General features: G+C 70.8%; 16 protein-coding genes. 5 read left to right on the forward strand and 11 right to left on the reverse strand.

The window, feature by feature from the left end; all coding sequences use genetic code 11:
• Nucleotides 1–73: 73 nt before the first annotated feature.
• The 8 genes from AB0D93_RS33865 to AB0D93_RS33900 form a co-directional block, all read right to left on the reverse strand.
• Complete coding sequence (locus AB0D93_RS33865; RefSeq protein WP_362127906.1) at nucleotides 74–772, reverse strand: YoaK family protein; 699 nt, start codon at nucleotides 770–772, stop codon at nucleotides 74–76.
• Between the two features lie 100 nt (nucleotides 773–872).
• Nucleotides 873–1,286 (reverse strand): transglycosylase SLT domain-containing protein, encoded by a 414-nt coding sequence (locus AB0D93_RS33870; protein WP_362127909.1) that lies wholly within the window; start codon nucleotides 1,284–1,286, stop codon nucleotides 873–875.
• Nucleotides 1,287–1,620: 334 nt separating this feature from the next.
• Nucleotides 1,621–2,445 carry an ECF transporter S component gene (locus tag AB0D93_RS33875; protein ID WP_362127912.1) on the reverse strand — a complete coding sequence of 275 codons (825 nt, stop codon included), beginning with the start codon at nucleotides 2,443–2,445 and terminating at the stop codon, nucleotides 1,621–1,623.
• Entirely contained in the window at nucleotides 2,442–4,151 is a 1,710-nt protein-coding gene (locus AB0D93_RS33880) for an ATP-binding cassette domain-containing protein (protein WP_362127915.1), read from the reverse strand. The genes AB0D93_RS33875 and AB0D93_RS33880 overlap by 4 nt, the downstream gene beginning before the upstream one ends.
• Nucleotides 4,148–5,263: a CbiQ family ECF transporter T component gene (locus tag AB0D93_RS33885; RefSeq protein ID WP_362127918.1), complete on the reverse strand. Its 1,116-nt coding sequence runs from the start codon at nucleotides 5,261–5,263 to the stop codon at nucleotides 4,148–4,150. The genes AB0D93_RS33880 and AB0D93_RS33885 overlap by 4 nt, the downstream gene beginning before the upstream one ends.
• Complete coding sequence (locus AB0D93_RS33890) at nucleotides 5,250–5,897, reverse strand: SCO2322 family protein (RefSeq protein ID WP_362127921.1); 648 nt, start codon at nucleotides 5,895–5,897, stop codon at nucleotides 5,250–5,252. The genes AB0D93_RS33885 and AB0D93_RS33890 overlap by 14 nt, the downstream gene beginning before the upstream one ends.
• A complete protein-coding gene (locus tag AB0D93_RS33895) occupies nucleotides 5,894–7,117 on the reverse strand; it encodes a prenyltransferase/squalene oxidase repeat-containing protein (RefSeq protein WP_362127924.1) in 1,224 nt (407 codons plus the stop codon). The genes AB0D93_RS33890 and AB0D93_RS33895 overlap by 4 nt, the downstream gene beginning before the upstream one ends.
• Before the next feature lie 375 nt (nucleotides 7,118–7,492).
• Nucleotides 7,493–8,341 carry a hypothetical protein gene (locus AB0D93_RS33900; protein WP_362127927.1) on the reverse strand — a complete coding sequence of 283 codons (849 nt, stop codon included), beginning with the start codon at nucleotides 8,339–8,341 and terminating at the stop codon, nucleotides 7,493–7,495.
• Between the two features lie 253 nt (nucleotides 8,342–8,594).
• On the opposite strand from AB0D93_RS33900, the gene AB0D93_RS33905 reads away from it, so the two are divergent.
• Nucleotides 8,595–9,179: a helix-turn-helix transcriptional regulator gene (locus tag AB0D93_RS33905; protein WP_362127931.1), complete on the forward strand. Its 585-nt coding sequence runs from the start codon at nucleotides 8,595–8,597 to the stop codon at nucleotides 9,177–9,179.
• A gap of 139 nt (nucleotides 9,180–9,318) precedes the next feature.
• Here AB0D93_RS33905 and AB0D93_RS33910 read toward each other — a convergent pair whose 3' ends face one another.
• Both AB0D93_RS33910 and AB0D93_RS33915 read right to left on the reverse strand, forming a co-directional pair.
• Entirely contained in the window at nucleotides 9,319–10,347 is a 1,029-nt protein-coding gene (locus tag AB0D93_RS33910) for an MBL fold metallo-hydrolase (RefSeq protein ID WP_362127934.1), read from the reverse strand.
• A 220-nt stretch (nucleotides 10,348–10,567) separates the two neighbouring features.
• Nucleotides 10,568–10,906, reverse strand: a complete 339-nt coding sequence (locus AB0D93_RS33915; protein ID WP_362127937.1) for a hypothetical protein — start codon at nucleotides 10,904–10,906, stop codon at nucleotides 10,568–10,570.
• A 287-nt stretch (nucleotides 10,907–11,193) separates the two neighbouring features.
• Between AB0D93_RS33915 and AB0D93_RS33920 the strand changes: the two genes are divergently transcribed.
• Nucleotides 11,194–12,642 carry a hypothetical protein gene (locus AB0D93_RS33920; protein WP_362127940.1) on the forward strand — a complete coding sequence of 483 codons (1,449 nt, stop codon included), beginning with the start codon at nucleotides 11,194–11,196 and terminating at the stop codon, nucleotides 12,640–12,642.
• A 343-nt stretch (nucleotides 12,643–12,985) separates the two neighbouring features.
• Here AB0D93_RS33920 and AB0D93_RS33925 read toward each other — a convergent pair whose 3' ends face one another.
• Nucleotides 12,986–13,453 carry an NUDIX domain-containing protein gene (locus AB0D93_RS33925; protein WP_362035735.1) on the reverse strand — a complete coding sequence of 156 codons (468 nt, stop codon included), beginning with the start codon at nucleotides 13,451–13,453 and terminating at the stop codon, nucleotides 12,986–12,988.
• Nucleotides 13,454–13,471: 18 nt separating this feature from the next.
• Here AB0D93_RS33925 and AB0D93_RS33930 point away from each other — a divergent pair, with 18 nt between their 5' ends.
• From AB0D93_RS33930 to AB0D93_RS33940, 3 genes are all read left to right on the forward strand, one after another.
• Nucleotides 13,472–14,251, forward strand: coding sequence for a GntR family transcriptional regulator (locus AB0D93_RS33930; protein ID WP_362127944.1), 780 nt, complete (start codon nucleotides 13,472–13,474; stop codon nucleotides 14,249–14,251).
• A gap of 139 nt (nucleotides 14,252–14,390) precedes the next feature.
• A complete protein-coding gene (locus tag AB0D93_RS33935) occupies nucleotides 14,391–14,747 on the forward strand; it encodes a hypothetical protein (protein WP_208899961.1) in 357 nt (118 codons plus the stop codon).
• A gap of 2 nt (nucleotides 14,748–14,749) precedes the next feature.
• Complete coding sequence (locus AB0D93_RS33940; protein WP_362127948.1) at nucleotides 14,750–16,105, forward strand: FtsK/SpoIIIE domain-containing protein; 1,356 nt, start codon at nucleotides 14,750–14,752, stop codon at nucleotides 16,103–16,105.
• Nucleotides 16,106–16,176: the final 71 nt, after the last annotated feature.

A 16,176-nucleotide genomic window follows, 5' to 3' on the forward strand; every position in this document is an offset into this window, starting at 1 on the left:
GGGTCGGCCCACCCCGAGGGAGGCAGGAGCACCCCTACCCCGACGCCCCGTTCCTGCCTCCCCCGAGGCCGGCTCACTCCCGGCCGGACGCCACCACCGCCAGCACGCTCGACGCCGCCGCCGCGATCAACAGGGGGACGCCCAGGCCGTGGTGCACGACCAGCCACGCGCCCAGGCAGGCACCGGCGAACATGGCGATCACCGAGGCCGTGCGGCGCGGTGAGCGGTGGCCGGTGGCGTCGCCGAGCCGGGACTCGGAGGCCAGGCCGGTCAGGGTCATGGTCAGGACCGTGGTGGTCAGGTCGGCGACGCCCAGTTTGCGGACGGTCGCGTTGCGCAGGCCCATCGCGTACCCCGTGAGGGCGATCAGGGCGTAGACCGTGCCGGTGGCGTGCGGCCAGACGAAGGCGGCCGCCGCCGACAGGGCCACCAGGACCGCTTCGGCGGCGAGGGTGAGGCGGGTCCAGGTGCGGCGCGACCCCTTGCCGACGCGGGCCGCCAGCCGGCCGCCGGTCACCGCGCCCAGCAGGAAGCACGCCAGCGAGGTCGCCGTGTGCGGCACGGAGAAGCCGGGCGCGCCGGCCGCGGCGAAGCCCAGGACGACCACGTTGCCGGTCATGTTGGCCGTGAAGACGTGGTCGAGCCCCAGATAGCTGACCGCGTCGATGAGTCCGCTCACCACGGTGAGGAGCAGGAGCACGGCGACCAGGCGCAGCCCGCGCGCCTCCGGGTCGTCCCGCTCCTCCGCCGATGCCTCTTCTGCCGCGCTCACCGGCCCAGTCGACCACGCCGGGACGTGAAAACGCCGAAGGCGGCGGCCCGGGGATCGGGGGCCGCCGCCTTCAGCGGCTTCGGAGGGCGCTGCGGACGGCTCAGTACCAGCCGTTCGCCTGCCAGAAGGACCAGGCCTTCGCGGGGCTGCCGTAGCGCGAGTTCATGTAGTCCAGGCCCCACTTGATCTGGGTGGCCGGGTTGGTCTTCCAGTCGGAACCGGCGGAGGACATCTTGGAGCCCGGCAGCGCCTGGACCAGGCCGTAGGCGCCGGAGGAGCTGTTGGTGGCGGACGGGTTCCAACCGCTCTCGTGGGAGACGATCTTGTTGAACGCGTTGAACTGCGCGGCGTCCGGGATCATCTTGTGCGCGATCGCCTGAGCGGAGGAGGCCGAGGTCGGGGCGGCCTGGGCGGGCGCCGCGGACAGTGCCATACCGGCGGTGGCGGCGGCCACGGCGGCGACGGTGAGGGCCTTCTTCGGGGAAGCGATGCGGCGGATGAAGGAGACGGACACGGAGTACCTCTTGCGTCGGGGACAGGGAGCCGCCCGCATGGGACGGGCCACGCGCTGTGGCCTCATGCGTCGGCGCCTCGGCCCGGTGCGGGCTGGTGGCGCCTGGCGACGTCGTCCAGAGAAGCAGCCCGGAAAGCCGTCCGCAATGACCCCTTTTACTAGTTGTGGCCGGATGGAGGGGAAACGTCTCCTGTGTGACGTGGCTCGCAAAGCGCAGGTCAGGAGGGGTGTCGAATGGGGCGTATCGGACATTCCGTAGTACGGCCCCGGGTCGTAGGTGACGTGCGTCATGTGGGGTGCTTCACCGTCCTGCTCACACCCCGGATGTACCGCGTCACCGACCGCGCTCGTCGAATGTGACCGCGGTCTCGAAAGCGGCCCTCCGCGTGGCCCGGCGCAGGGCACGCAGCACGGCCGGGCCGAGAACGAGGGTCAGCACCACCGTGCACAGGGCCCGGCCCAGGTCCCAGCCCAGCGAGGTGGCCAGGCAGTAGGCCGTGAAACGGGCCAGGTTGGCGGGGACGGAGGCATGCGCGTCGAAGGAGATGTTCGAGGCGGCGGCCCCCATGAACGGCCAGCCGGCCAGGTTCATGACCGTGCCGTAGGCGAGGGAGGCGAGGAAGCCGTAGGCCGCGAGGAGCACCGGCTCGGCACGGCCGCGCAGCCGGACCGGGCCCGGCAGCAGCCCGGCGCCCATCGTGAACCAGCCCATCGACAGCATCTGGAACGGCAGCCACGGCCCGACCCCGCCCGTGAGCAGCGCGGACGCGAACATCGTCACCGAGCCGAGCGTGAAGCCGAAGCCGGGGCCCAGCACCCGCCCGCTGAGCACCATCAGGAAGAACATCGGCTCGATCCCGGCCGTGCCCGCGCCGATCGGCCGCAGCGCGGCCCCCGTCGCGGCCAGCACGCCCAGCATGGCCACGGCCTTCGGCCCGAGGTCCGACTCGGAGATCGTCGCCGCCACGACCGCGACCAGCAGTACCAGCAGACCGGCGAAGAGCCAGGGCGCGTCCTGGGCGTGGGCGCTCAGCCGGGAGGTGGGCGGAGCGAGGAAGGGCCAGCCGAAGGCGACCACGCCGACCGCGCTGACGAGTGCCAGCGCGGCGAGGGAGCGGGGGCCGAGGCGGACGGCGTGCAGACGTGCAGGCGTGGTCATGTCCGCAGGGCCTCCCGTACTTCGGCGACGGTGAGCCACGGCTGCGGGGCGAGGATCTTCGTCACCTGGGGGGCGAAGGACGGCGAGGAGACGACGATCTGCGCCGTGGGCCCGTCGGCGATGACCTCCCCCTCGGCGAGCAGCACCACCCGGTGGGCGATCTCGGCCGCGAGCTCCACGTCGTGCGTGGCCAGCACGATCGCGTGCCCCTCGGCGGCGAGGCCGCGCAGCACGGTCACCAGGCGGGCCTTGGCCGCGTAGTCCAGGCCGCGGGTCGGCTCGTCGAGCAGGAGCAGGGGCGGACGGGCGGTCAGCACGACGGCCAGGGCCAGCGCCAGGCACTGCCCCTCCGACAGATCGCGCGGATGGGTGTCGTCGGTGATCCCCGGCAACAGCTCCGACACCAGCGCGCGGCAGGTACCCGGCTCGGCGCCGGCGTCCCGGTCGGCCGCCGCGCACTCGTCGGCGACCGTGTCGGCGTAGAGCAGGTCCCGCGGTTCCTGCGGGACCAGTCCGACACGGCGGACGAGGTCGCCGGGAGTGGTGCGGTGGGGGGTGACTCCGCCGACGGTGACGGTTCCGGAGGTGGGGGGCACCAGTCCGACGAGGGAGCCGAGCAGGGTGGACTTCCCGGCGCCGTTGCGGCCCATGAGGGCGACGGTTTCGCCGGGGGCCAGGGTCAGGTGGACGCCGCGCAGGGCGGTGACGCGGTCACGGCGGACGCCGAGGGCGGACACCTCGGCGATGTGCGGGTGCGGTCGCGGGACGACGGGGGAGCTGCGGCGCCGGAAGGGGAAGCGGCGCCGGGTACCCGCCTCGGGCGCGGGGGACCGCTCGAGTGGCCCCGGCGTGCCCGCGGCCGCCGTCGTACCGGAGGTTCCCGCCGCCGAGGCGGCCAGGCGGTCCTTCAGGTCACCGGCGCGACGGCGGGCGTCCCGCACCGTCAGGGGAAGCGGCGACCAGCCCGCCAGCCGTCCCAGGTCCACCACCGGTGGGAACACGGGGGAGACCGTCATCACCTCCGACGGGGTGCCGACGACCGGGGGCGCGCCGGAGGCCGGGAGCAGGACGACGCGGTCGGCGTAGTGGATCACGCGTTCCAGGCGGTGCTCGGCCATCAGGATCGTCGTGCCGAGGTCGTGCACCAGACGCTGGAGCACCGCCAGGACCTCCTCCGCCGCGGCCGGGTCCAGCGCCGAGGTCGGCTCGTCCAGGATCAGCACCTGTGGGTGCGGGGTGAGGACCGAGCCGATCGCGACCCGCTGCCGCTGGCCGCCGGACAGCGTGGCGACGGGGCGGTCGCGCAGGGCGGCGAGGCCCAGCACATCCAGGGTCTCCTCGACCCGGCGCCGCATGACCTCCGGGGCGAGGCCCAACGACTCCATGCCGTAGGCGAGTTCGTCCTCCACCGTGTCCGTGACGAAGTGGGCCGACGGGTCCTGGCCCACCGTGCCGACCACGTCCGCCAGTTCGCGCGGCTTGTGGGTACGGGTGTCCCGGCCCGCCACCGTGACCCGGCCGCTCAGGGTGCCGCCGGTGAAGTGCGGCACCAGCCCGCTCACCGCGCCGAGCACGGTCGACTTGCCGACCCCGGACGGGCCGACGAGCAGCACGAGTTCACCCTCCGGCACCTCGAAGTCGACGCCCCGGACGGTGGGCCGGGCCGCACCGTCGTACGTCACGCTGACATCCTCGAAGCGGATCACGACGGCTCCTTGGGGACGGCGAAGGCGGGCACGAGGGCGAGGAGGACCGCCGCGGCGGGCCACAGCGGGAGGGCGGGGGTGACGAGGGGCACGACACCCGGGTGCAGCGCCTCCGGGTCGCGGGCGGAGGCCAGGCTGAGCAGTGCGGCGACCGCGGCGCCGGAGCCCGTCACCAGCCAGGCCCGCACGTCCCACGGGTCCGGGCGGTACCGGGTGCGCAGGGAGCGCCGGCCGCCCAGTCTCAGGCCCGCGAGCGCGGCGGCGACCCCGGCGAGGAGGAGCGGGACGCCGTAGCTGCCGCCCTCCGCCGTGAGCAGCCCGTAGGTGCCGGCGCAGACACCCAGCAGGCCGCCGAGGGTGAGCGCGGCCGTCGTACGGCGGACCCGGGCGGGCACGACGGCGCTCCGGCCGTAGCCGCGCGCCTCCATCGCGGCGGCGAGCGCGACCGAACGCTCCAACGCGCCCTCCAGCACCGGCAGCCCGACCTGGAGCAGGCCGGGCAGGCCCCGGTCCGGGCGGCCGCGCAGCCGGCGGGCGGCCCGCAGGCGCTGGACGTCGGCGATGAGATGCGGCGCGAAGGTCAGGGCCACGACCACGGCGACGCCGGTCTCGTACAGGGCGCCGGGCAGGGACTTGAGGAGCCGGCTGGGACCGGCGAGCGCGTTGGCCGCGCCGACGCAGATCAGTAGCGTGGCGAGCCTCAGGCCGTCGTAGACGGCGAACACGAGCGCCTCGGCCGTGACCCTTCCGCCCAGGCGGATGCCCTGCGCCCAGTGCGGGAGGGGGACTTCGGGGAGGGTGAGCAGGGTGTGGGTGCCGGGGACGGGCGAGCCGAGCGCCACCGCGAAGAACAGCCGGACCAGGAGGACGGCCAGGGCGAGCTTGGCGAAGGCCGGGTAGGCGCGGGCGGTGGGGGTGTCGGCGCGGTGCGTCGCCACGACGTACGCGGACGCGGATATGAGGAGGGCGAGGAGGAGGGGGTTGCTGGTCCGGGTGGCGGCCGTGCCGAGCGAGAGCGCCCAGAGCCACCAGGCACCGGGGTGAACAGTGGTGCGGGAGCGCCCCGCAGTGGCGCGGGGCTCTCCCACCGGCCCACGGTCAGCCGGAGTCATCGCGTCGCCGTCGGGACCGCCACACCGCCGCGCCTGCCAGGAGGGCCACGACGCCCGCGCCGACCGGCAGACCCAGCGAAGGCCCACTGTCCGGGTTGCCGCTCTTCTCCGGCGACTTCCCACCCGTGGACGTCGACACCTGCTCCCCGCACCCCTTCTTCGGGTACCCGGCGATCGCGCACAGCAGGGCGTTGGTGTCGTAGCGCAGGGGCGGGGCGACGGCCGCGAGGGCGTCGGCACTCGTCGCGTCGGCCGTGACCCTCGCACAGGCCGTACGGCCGGCCGGCGGGGTCTCCCCGGACGGCGCGTCCGCCGGGGTGCCGAAGTCGAGGACGAGGGCCACCCGCTTCGTACCGGGTTTCGCGGGCGTGCCCGCACAGACCGTGCGGAAGTCCGCCGCACCGCGCGGCCTGCTCGCGTCCGCGGAGTCCTCGCTCACCGCGAAGCGGAAGCCCTCCACGGCGCCGTCGTCGGGACGGGCGGTCGACGGGCCCTGCGTGGCGTACGTCCAGTGCCCGTCCGTGCGCTCCCAGAAGGACCAGTAGCGGTAGCCGGTGGCGTGCGCCGGGCCGGCCCCGGCCAGGAGGGTGAGCGAGGCCAGCAGCAGGCTCGCGGCACGGCGGACCGCGGTCACGGCTGTCGCTTCTTCCGGCCGCTGAGCAGGAAGCCGACACCGATGCCCGCGACGAGGCAGACACCGACGAACCACCACACGCCCAGGTTCGAGCCGCTGTCCGACTTCTCGGACTTCCCGGTCCCGTGCGCGGCGGAGTCCATGCGCGGGGCCGGGCCCAGCTCGTTGAGGGACCGGACCAGGCTGGTGCCGCCGAAGTCACCCGGCTGCGCGCCGACCGCGTGCGCGGCGAGGATCAGCTGCGCGTACGCCGCAGGACCGCTCTGCACCGCCCAGGGACCGGCGTTCTTCTCCAGCCAGTCGTACGTCTTCTTCGCCTGCTCGCTCCGGCCGTCGGCGGCGAGCGCGACGACCGTGTCCGCCGTGTTGCCGAAGTCCGGCTGGTCCTTGGCGCCGGGCAGGGTGGACCGGAGGTGGCCGGTCTTCGCGACGGCCGCCGCGAGATACGCGCCGGCGTTGTCCGCCACCTGTGCCGGGGACAGGTGCCCGGCCCCGGCGCAGCCGTCCTTCGCGGGGGCCTTGCCGGGCCCGGCCACGAAGCCCTTGCCGAGCGCGCCGAGCACCCCGGCCGCCGTCGCGTCCGCGTTGGCGGCCAACTTGCCCTTCTTGTCCGGCTGGTACGCGAGGGCGCCACCGCCGTCCTGGCCGCAGGGGACGGACAGGGCGGCCAGCAGGTCGTAGGGGGTCCTGCTCCCGGTGTGCACCTTCGCCGGGTCCTGGCCGACCGCGGCGAACGCGCCGACGACGACACTGGTGGAGTTGGTGTCGCTCGCGCCGCCCGGCGCGTACCCCCAGCCGCCGTCCTTGTTCTGTACGGTCGTCAGCCAGACCAGGGCCTTGCGGACCTCCGCGTCGTGCCCGCCGACCGCGTGCAGGGCCTGGACGGCGGCGGCCGTGCTGTTGGTGTCCACCATGACCTTGCCGTCGCACGCCTTGGCCGGGGTGGCGCGGAACGCGGCGAACGCGCCGTTGGCGCACTGCTGCCCGGCCAGCCAGTCGACGGCCTTGGTGGCGGGCCGGTAGCCGAGGGTGCGCTGGGCCGTCAGGGTCAGCGACTGCCGCCACACGCCGTCGTACGTCGGGTCGGACTTGCCGTACAGCCCGGCCGGGACCGCGACCTTCGCAGAGGGCGACGGGGACTGGCCGGCGGCCGTGGCGGGCGCGGCGGCGGCCAGCACGCCAACGGCGGCGAGAGCCGCGGCACTGCGGCGGACGTTCATGGTCGGCGACTGCCTCTCCTGCGGGGAACCGGCAGCGCACGGGGGACACCCGGGCGGCTCGGCTCCGTAGAACTCGACGGTGTCGTGCGCGACGGACCGCCGACGCACGCGAGCCGGTCAACGTCCCGCCCGGGGCGGTCCGGCTCACCGCCGGAGCGGTTCACGGATGGAGGTCCCCCCGGCTCGAGGGGAGCCGGGAGTTGGGGGAGGGTCAGCGCCGGATTCGCACCGGCTTTCCCCCGTACGGGTGTGATGACGACGCCGCCACTTTACCGGCAGCCCGGATCGGTCCGAGGGGTGGCTGTGCGCACATGCTCCCGGTGACCGGGGTCACTGCCGGAACGCGGCCGGCGCGGCCGGCCCACGGCGCACCCGCTACGCCACGTCCAGCGCCCGCTCACACGCCGACGCGTCGTCACCCTCGACCACCCAGTACCCCCGTCGCCCGACCCCCGCCGAGTCCGCGAAGCGAATCGCCGCGGCCCGCTGCCGCGTGGGCGTCACCTCCACCGCCGCCCCGCACGCGAGCGCCAGCGCCGCCGCCACCAGGTCCACCCCCGTCGCCCGTTCCACCAGCCACGGGATCAGGTCGCCCGGCAGATGCGGCGCGACCCCGGTGATCCTCGGCCCGCGCTCGGTCAGCCGGAGGCCCACGTGCGCGACGGTGTGGGTCAGACCGAGCGCCCGTACCGCCCTTTCCACGGTCTGCCGCAGGAACCGGTTGTGCAGCAGCCCGTCATGGGCGTGGACGGAGTGCCGCAGCGGAGTCGTACGGGTGAGCGCGGCGATGCGGACCTCGTCGTCCAGGACGACGGTCTCGGCGGACACCAGCGGCCCCTCCGCGTCGCCCGGCTCCGCCGCCACCACCCGGTGCCGGGCCAGCAGTGCCCGTGACGCCGCCGGGTCCGCGCAGGCCGCCGCCGTCTCGTAGGACAGGCCGGGCAGACCGAGCCGGGCGGCGATCCGCGCGGCGGCGGTCAGGTGCCCCCTGCTCCAGGTCAGCACGCCGGCGACCGGATGCCGCGCCGCGTACCGCGCCACGGTCTCGGCCGTCTCCGCCTCCCGCGCCGGGTCGGCCGTGAGGTGGCCGGACAGGAAGGGCCGCGCCCAGCCCGGCGCCGAGGCGTCGACCAGTACCACCGGGCGTACGGCGGCGATCCGCGCCAGCGGGAACCCGCCGTGCGCGGCCCGGCCGGACCCGAGCAGAAGGACGGGCTGCGGCATCGGCGCATCACCTTCGCGGGAGAGGGCGGGACAGAGAATCACCCCGGATGCCGCTCCCCCATCGACGGCACCCGAGGCGGGTCGAAAGCTTGCTCTCCGTGCCGTGATCCTCACCCACCGCGCCCTCAACTGTCAACGATTGCTGCCTCCTTGGGCAGGGAGCCTTGTCACATCTGGTCGGCGAACGAGTGACCGGGTAGCCTCGCCGTCAGCCCGATCACCGAACGGACGACACTGCCCAGGGGGGACCTCGGTGAGTGACGCCTACGCCTCGCTGGCCCATGTCCTGGCCCAGCTGGGCGAGTTGACCGGCAGGCCCGGCCGACTGCCGGAAGCCCTCGACGTGGCCGACCTGTCCCATCGCACCGGCATCCCCGTCGGCATCGTCGTCGACCTGCTCCTCGGCGGGCGGGCACCCGAGACCTGTCTGCCCCAACGGGTGCGCCAGCGACTGGACTTCATCCGCGAGACGCGGCGCAGACCCGACGGCAAGCGGTACTCGCTGGACGAGCTGGCGCGGATCGCCGGAACCAGCAGGCAGTGGCTGAGCGAGTGGCGCAAGAGCGGGATGCCGAGCCTGGAGCACACCGACCGGCTGCGCCGCTTCTTCGGGCTGCCGGCCGGCTTCTTCACCGCCGACGAACCGGAGGCGCTGCACGAGGCCCTGCGGCCGGTGCTCCAGGGTCTGGAGGCCGAGGCGGACCCGCTGGTGCGGCTGCGCGAGAGCGGGCTGGTCCGGCTGGCCGCCCGCGCCCCGCAGATGAACGCCCGCCAGCTCGCCACCCTCGCCGACCTCGCCGAGATGATCATCTCCACCGAACGAACCGGCCTGAGCTGACCTTCGGGGTGTCCACGCCGAAGGCGAGGTGCAGGGCCTTCCGGCCTCGACGCGGCGCCCGTCCCCCGGCGGCGGCCACTCCCGGACGCCGTCCTCGGTGAAGAATTCGGCGACCGAGGAAGAACGCGAAGCGAGCCGGTCACACCGCCACGTACGCCACCGGCTCGCTCCCCGGCACCGCTTCCGCCCGGCCCTGCTTCACCAGGCGGCGCACGTGGGACTCGGCTTCCGAGACGGCGATGTTGCGGGAGCCGTAGGGGATGTCGGGCCAGGGGCGGTTCCACTCCATGCGCTCGGCGAGCTGCCAGGGGGTGAGCGGCTCGGCCAGCAGGGCGAGCAGTCCGGCGAGCCGCTCCTCGTGGTGGCGGAGCAACTCCCGCACCCGGCCGGACGCGTCGGTGAAGGCGTACTGGTGGGCGGGGAGGACCTCGGCGGGGGCGAGGCGGCCGACCCGCTCCAGGGAGTCGAGGTAGTCGCCGAGGGGGTCTGTCACGGTCGCGTCGTCGGGGTCCTCGTACAGGCCGATGTGCGGGGTGATCCGCGGCAGGAGGTGGTCACCGCTGAACAGACGGCCGTGGCCGGGCAGTTGGGCCGGGTGCTCCTCCTCCAGGTGCAGGCAGACGTGGCCCGGGGTGTGGCCCGGGGTCCAGATGGCCCGCAGCCGGCGTCCGGGCAGGTCGAGGAGCTCACCGGGGACGATCTCCCGGTCCGGGAGGGCGGGGGAGAAGCCGGACGGGGTGCGGGGGGTGCGCGGGGCACGGAGCGGCGCCAGGTGCTCCTCCGGGGCGCCGGCCGCCGCGAGCTTGGCGCACATGTAGCCGAACCAGCGCTCCGGACGGGCCTCCCGGGTGCGCCGTACGACGGCGGCGTCGGCGGCGTGCATCGCCACCCAGGCGCCGGAGGCCTCGCGCACCTTCGCCGACAGGCCGTGGTGGTCCGGGTGGTGATGGGTGATGACGACGCCGTACACCTCGGTGACCGCCGTACCGCACGCGGCCAGCCCCGCCACGAGGGTGTCCCAGGACGCGGGGTCGTCCCACCCGGTGTCGACCAGCACGGGGCCCCGGTCGGTGCCGACCACGTACACCAGCGTGTGGCCGAGGGGGTTGTCCGGGATGGGCACCGCCACGGAGCGCACGCCTCCGCCGTGCTCGAACGTCGTCACCATCTGTCCTCCGTCCCACGGCTGTTGCTCACTATAACTAGAACTGGTTCCAATGGGTGCTCAAGTCGACCGATTCTGTGGGGCGTTGGCCTGACCTGCGCCGACGCGCGCGCTATCTGTCGTCGCCTGTCGACGTTGGTCACTGCCGGACGGCCCAGAGACGGCCCAGCGTTGAGCGTCGCCTGGTCGGCTGGCGGACGGCAGAGGCTTCGGTGGCAGGTCTTCAGTCGCCCGCGAACCACAAGTAGCTGCCCGGGGTGGCCGCGCACAGTTTCAGCATCGTTGCGAGGTCGTCCAACGCGGCGAGCTGACGGTCATCACCGCATCTCTGCTTCAGGTCGTGGATCTCTGGCAGGGCGGCCGCAGACTCCTGCTCGTTCATCAACGTGTCCCCGTAGAGATCGACGGCAGTGAGCCGTCCGGGCACTCCGAGCAGTTGGAGCGAGCCGAGTGCATCGGCCAGTGCGTCGCCGTGCCCGCAGGAGCTCCGCAGGAGGGTTGCGCGGGACTTGCGCCAGTTCCGCGCCGGCCGTGATGAGTGCAGCTCCAGATCGATTCCCATGCTCCATGATGCGCGTTGTGCCCCTGCACAGCCACAACTGATCACCGACGGCTGTGACCTGCGGCCGTCTTCTCGATCAACGTCCTGACCTGCTGCCGAGCTGTCGGCGGTTGTCGACGTTGGTCATCGTTGAGTGCCCTTCCACGGCCCAAGGACGGCCCGGGAGGGCGCTCTTGCATTGGGGCGTAACACCTGCCCAGGCTGGCGTGAGCTGTTCGGCAACTCTCCGTTTTGGTGAGACACATTGCGTTATCATCTCGGAGTTTGACGTCGGCAGGGGGAGCGGTGTGGCTGAGGGCAATCGGTCTTCAAACGGCTCAAATCGCGCGGAACTTTCACTTCGAGAAGAAATTAGGCGCGATGCAATTGACTCGTGGATATCAAGCCACCCGGATGATCCGGTGCCAGAAACGACGCGTCAGGTGCTTGCTCTGTGGGTAAAAGAGCAGATAACCGCTGTTGGTGAATTGCCGGAGAGGAGAATCTCACGCCTGCAGGGGGAGGCGCTCGTTCATGCCGCCCAGGTGCGAGAGTTGAACTCTATAGCTCCGGATGATCTCCCAGCGGTAGAGAAGGCGGTACGCGCTGCCTACTGGTCAGAAAATTCGCGGTCCAGCTGGTCCATGGCGTTAGATGACTTTGTGGAGGATCACCCTGTCTTCTTCATGCCGTTCGCTTTCCTACTTTTCGTAGTCCCTGTATGGGCAAGTTGGGGTTGGCTCTTCAATTCGACGGATTTTCACGGTTTCCCTGCGGGCGGCTTCTTCATAATGGGATCCCTCTTCGCTCTGCTCCTTGTGGTTCATGGAAGAATCCTGGCTGTGTTGTCGTTGATCAGCCCAAAGCTCTGTGCTCCCTGGCGGGTGGCAGCAGTTGCTATTGTTGCCTACTTGGTTGCTTGGCAGGATTGGCGGGTCGACTTCCATTCATCATTTCCAGAATGGGAGGATCAAATACCCAGGGATTTTAATCCGGCAGTGAGTCATTCCGATGTCAGCCTCATCTATTCAATGAAGGCCTTCGCTGTTCTAGTATCGCTTGGACTCATTGGTTCTGCCTTCGCGGCAGCCGTGCATAGAGCGGGACCGAAAGAACCCCAAGGTGCCGTTATTACCTCTCGCATGGTGCTTGAACTGCTGTCTTTAGCGAAGCTGTCACAGGCCGTGGTGGAGGACCCCGAAGACGACACGGCCGAGGAAGGATTCCGGCCCTACCTGGCAAGCTCCGAACGGCGGAACATCCTGCATCATCTCGATCGGCTGGCGCGACTGGCGGAAGGGCGATGGAAGAGAAGCCTGCGAGTTGGAGACCGTGTTGCGGACAGTGCGGTTATTGAGGTTGGAGATGGTATAGCAGCTTCCGCTCGCAAGTGGAAGGCGGTTGCAGCAACTGGAGGTGAGCGATTGGCGGAAATGGATCAAGCGTTTGCTTCGGCGCTCATTGAAGCATCGCGAGGGAATTGGGGGCGGCTTGCGGTAGAGGTCTCAGGGACAGAGCTTTTGCGCCGAAGGTTGCTTAAGGGTTTGCGGCGCGTCTCGGCTCTCTTCGTCATGCTGGGAGCGGCTTGCACTGTTTTAATAGACCCATTTTCCTGGTTCTCTAAGTCGCCCAGTCCTGCCGTGAGTTCATTCCTTCTACTGATTGCTGCGATTTTGGGTGTCACGATAGATCCGACAATCGTCGAACCTCTTGGAAACGCGTCTAAGGTAAGTGATTACTTCACCTCCAAGAAGTGATTCCGAGGCGTGGCAGAAGAGGTCGGCGGAACGGCTTTGGGCTGGAGCTGATTTGGTGCGAGTGATCATGGCCCATTACGCTAGCCAGCGGATCGGGCAGGTTTGTGAGCCTGCCCGTTAGTGCCCGATCTTGGGCCATGATCTTCGAGGCTCGCGCCAAATTGGCTGCCTAAAGCCGTGGAGCCGACCGGCCTCAGCCGCAGAGGGTTTTTCCTACCTCCGCCCGCATGCACGCAGCGCGCCGCCGGGCGCGGCCAGCCGGGGCGGAGACAGGAGGCAGGCCGCGCCGCAGAGGCGGCGCGTGCCCGCGCCGTGCGCGGGTCTTGATGAAGTAGGGAAAGTCTTATCCCGCTGGGATGAGCCGTCGCCCGTCGTGGCTCCTCACGTGGGGGCCGTTGCCGTCCAAAGCATCCAAGAGCCGGATCGCGAAGACCTCCGACATGCGCTCTGCAACCTCGTCGGGCGTGAGCCAGTCGACGGCCGTTGACTCACTCGACGTGCGCTCGGTCCCGCCTGAAGGCTTGCATCGGAAGACCAAGGCGACGATGCCTCGGGTCGTGTTCTTGTAGACCCCGGTGAGTTCGTCCACCTCGACGTGGATGCCGGTCTCCTCCAAGACCTCGCGGGCGACGCCTGCCTCTGGCGTCTCGTTGAGTTCCAGTACACCGCCGGGGAGTTCCCAAGTGCCGTTGTCGGCGCGGCGGATCGCCAGCAGTCGGCCGTCCTCGCGCACCACTACCCCGGCCACGGACACGGAGTGCAGTGGCGTTGACTGGCCTTCCTGGGCACTGTTACTCATGTACAGGAGCATAGGAGGAAGAGAAGGACTATGGGAACCGCAGTAGGAGGTGAGAGGTCCGTACCTCGGTACGTGCAGATCGCCGAGGAGATTGTCCAGCAGATCCGGGCGGGTGTCCTCAAGCCCGGTGAAATGGTGCCGAGTGAGTCAGAGCTGGTCGACCGCTACGGCGTGTCGGGCGGCACGATCCGCAAGGCCATGGTCGAGGTGCGCGCGAGTGGGCTCGTGGAGACCAGGCACGGCAAGGGCTCGATCGTGAAGGACCGCCCGCCGGTACGGCATCGGTCCTCCGACCGCTTCCGGCGCTCGCTTCGCCAGGGCGGCAAGGCCGCGTACCTCGCCGAGTCCGCACAGTCCGGCGCCTCAGCCAAGGTGAGTGTCCTCTACATCGGCCCGATGGAGGCCCCAGAGGATGCGGCCCGGCGGCTGGGCGTTTCCGCCGGCACTCAGGTGCTTGCCCGGCGTCGCCTCTACTTCCGCAACGGCACCCCGGTCGAGACGGCTACGTCGTACCTCCCGTGGGACGTCGTGAAGGACATCCCCGAGCTGTTCGCCGAGAACCCTGGCGGTGGTGGCATCTATGCCCGACTCGAAGACCACGGACATGAGTTCGCCGAGTTCGTTGAGACGCTGCAAGCGCGCCCTGCCTCCAAGGCGGAAGCCTCCGAGCTGGCGCTGAGCGCGGGTGCTCCGGTGGTTCATCTGGTCCGGGAAGCTCGTACGACGGAGGGTCGGGTGGTCGAGGTCTGCGACACGCTCATGGCCGCTGACCAGTTCGTTTTCGAGTACCGGATCCCTGCGGCGGACTGACGACCGCTCAACTCTCCTCGGCCCGTCGCGAGTTCTTCTTCGCGGCGGGTTGACTCATGTATAGGAGTCAGGCACTCTTCTTCATGTCACTCATATACATGAGTGACGGAGTCCAGCCTCTATAGAGGAGTGATCCGCTGTGCGTCAGATCCCCGTCGACACCTCCGCCGCGACCGTGATGGTCGCCAAGACCCCGCAGCCCAAGGTCCGTGACCGTCGGACCGGCGAGATCGCCACCGACGCCGACACCGGCGCGAAGCTGATGACCGTGGACGTGATGTTCGCGGCGAACGATGAGGTGGAGATCCTGACCATCACCGTCCCCGAGCCGGGCATCTCCGGTGAGCTGGCCATGGGTACCCCGGTCGCTCTGACCGGCCTGATCGCGCGGCCGTGGGAGAACGAGTTCAACGGCCAGAAGCGGCACGGCATCGCCTTCCGCGCGGTCGCCGTCACCTCGCTGGTGGACACCGCTGCGAAGACGAAGGCGGCCTGATCATGACCGGCTTCACGGTCGCCCTGGTGCTGGTCGTCGCCGCTGCGGGTCTCCTGCGGTGGCGGCGCCCCGCCTGGTACTGGATGACCTTCGGCGTCGCCCTTGCCGCGCTGCGGGTCTTGGTCCGCTACGCCTCCGTGATGGACGCCTGCGGCCTGACTGTCCCGCCGTCGCGCTGGCGCCTGGCCTTAGCTCGGGCCACCAACCGGCCCATGCCGGAATCCCGTCCCCCGTGCATCCTCCGCCTCCGGCCCACCCGGACCGGCCTGGTCCTGCGCCTCAAGCTGCGACCCGGTCAGGACGCCTTCGACGTGGCCGCCGCCTCGGACCGGCTGCGGCACTCGTTCTCCATGTACGGCGTGACCTCGCGTGAGCTGCGCTCGGGTGTGGTCGAGGTGCGGATGACCGGCTACGACGTGCTCAAGCGGGTGCAGATGCCCGCCAAGACCGACATCCGACCGATGCGGGTCCCGGTCGCCCTGCGTGAAGACGGCTCCGTCCACTACCGCGACTACCGTGCGATACCCCACGCACTCACCCTCGGCGCCACCGAGTCCGGCAAGTCCGTCTACCAACGCAACCTCGTCGCCGGGCTCGCTCCACTGGATGTCGCCCTGGTCGGCATCGACTGCAAGCAAGGCATCGAGCTGTTCCCGCTGGCCCGCCGGTTCTCCGCACTCGCCGCCAACCCCGACACCGCCACCGACCTCCTCGACGCACTCGTGACCCGCATGGAGGGCGTCTATCAGCTCATCCGAGCCGAACAGCGGATCACCGCCGACATCCCGGACGCCGAGATCGCTGCCGACATCTGGGACCTGCCCGACGCGATCCGCCCGACTCCCATCGTGGTCCTGGTCGACGAGGTCGCTGAACTCGCCCTGTTCGCCACCAAGGAGGAGGAGAAACGGCGGGACCGGGTCATCACCGCACTGGTCCGTCTCGCCCAGCTCGGCCGCGCCGCCGGCATCTATCTCGAAATCTGCGGACAGCGCTTCGGCTCCGAACTCGGCAAGGGCATCACGATGCTCCGCGCCCAGCTCACCGGCCGGACCGCCCACCGCGTCAACGACGAAACCTCGGCGAACATGGCCTTCGGCGACATCTCTCCGGACGCCGTCCTAGCCGCAATCCAGATCCCCGCCGACATGCGCGGCGTGGCCATCGCCGGTGATTCGACCGGCGGTTGGCACCGCATCCGTGCTCCGCACACCTCGCTGCGCCAGGCAGTCAACATCTGCAACCGGCACGCCGACCGCACCCCGGACCTGCCTGAACTCGCACCGTTCCGGCCCGCCCTGCCCGGCACCCCTGCCACCCCGGTGCCGCTGTCCAAGACAGCCCCGGCTGCGGCCTGATCTTCCCCGCTATCCGGTCGGCGTGACCGCCTTCGCGCCAGGTCCCTACCCAAGCCATGCCTGATGAAGGG

Source organism: Streptomyces sp. NPDC048191 (genome assembly GCF_040652655.1).
Lineage (GTDB): Bacteria > Actinomycetota > Actinomycetes > Streptomycetales > Streptomycetaceae > Streptomyces.

Coding starts and splice junctions, on each gene's coding strand:
- AB0D93_RS33900 (WP_362127927.1), bottom strand. CDS start 8,341: ATGCCGCAGCCCGTCCTTCTGCTCGGGTCCGGCCGGGCCGCGCACGGC.
- AB0D93_RS33895 (WP_362127924.1), bottom strand. CDS start 7,117: ATGAACGTCCGCCGCAGTGCCGCGGCTCTCGCCGCCGTTGGCGTGCTG.
- AB0D93_RS33910 (WP_362127934.1), bottom strand. CDS start 10,347: ATGGTGACGACGTTCGAGCACGGCGGAGGCGTGCGCTCCGTGGCGGTG.
- AB0D93_RS33915 (WP_362127937.1), bottom strand. CDS start 10,906: ATGGGAATCGATCTGGAGCTGCACTCATCACGGCCGGCGCGGAACTGG.
- AB0D93_RS33930 (WP_362127944.1), top strand. CDS start 13,472: ATGGGAACCGCAGTAGGAGGTGAGAGGTCCGTACCTCGGTACGTGCAG.
- AB0D93_RS33885 (WP_362127918.1), bottom strand. CDS start 5,263: ATGACTCCGGCTGACCGTGGGCCGGTGGGAGAGCCCCGCGCCACTGCG.
- AB0D93_RS33940 (WP_362127948.1), top strand. CDS start 14,750: ATGACCGGCTTCACGGTCGCCCTGGTGCTGGTCGTCGCCGCTGCGGGT.
- AB0D93_RS33925 (WP_362035735.1), bottom strand. CDS start 13,453: ATGCTCCTGTACATGAGTAACAGTGCCCAGGAAGGCCAGTCAACGCCA.
- AB0D93_RS33875 (WP_362127912.1), bottom strand. CDS start 2,445: ATGACCACGCCTGCACGTCTGCACGCCGTCCGCCTCGGCCCCCGCTCC.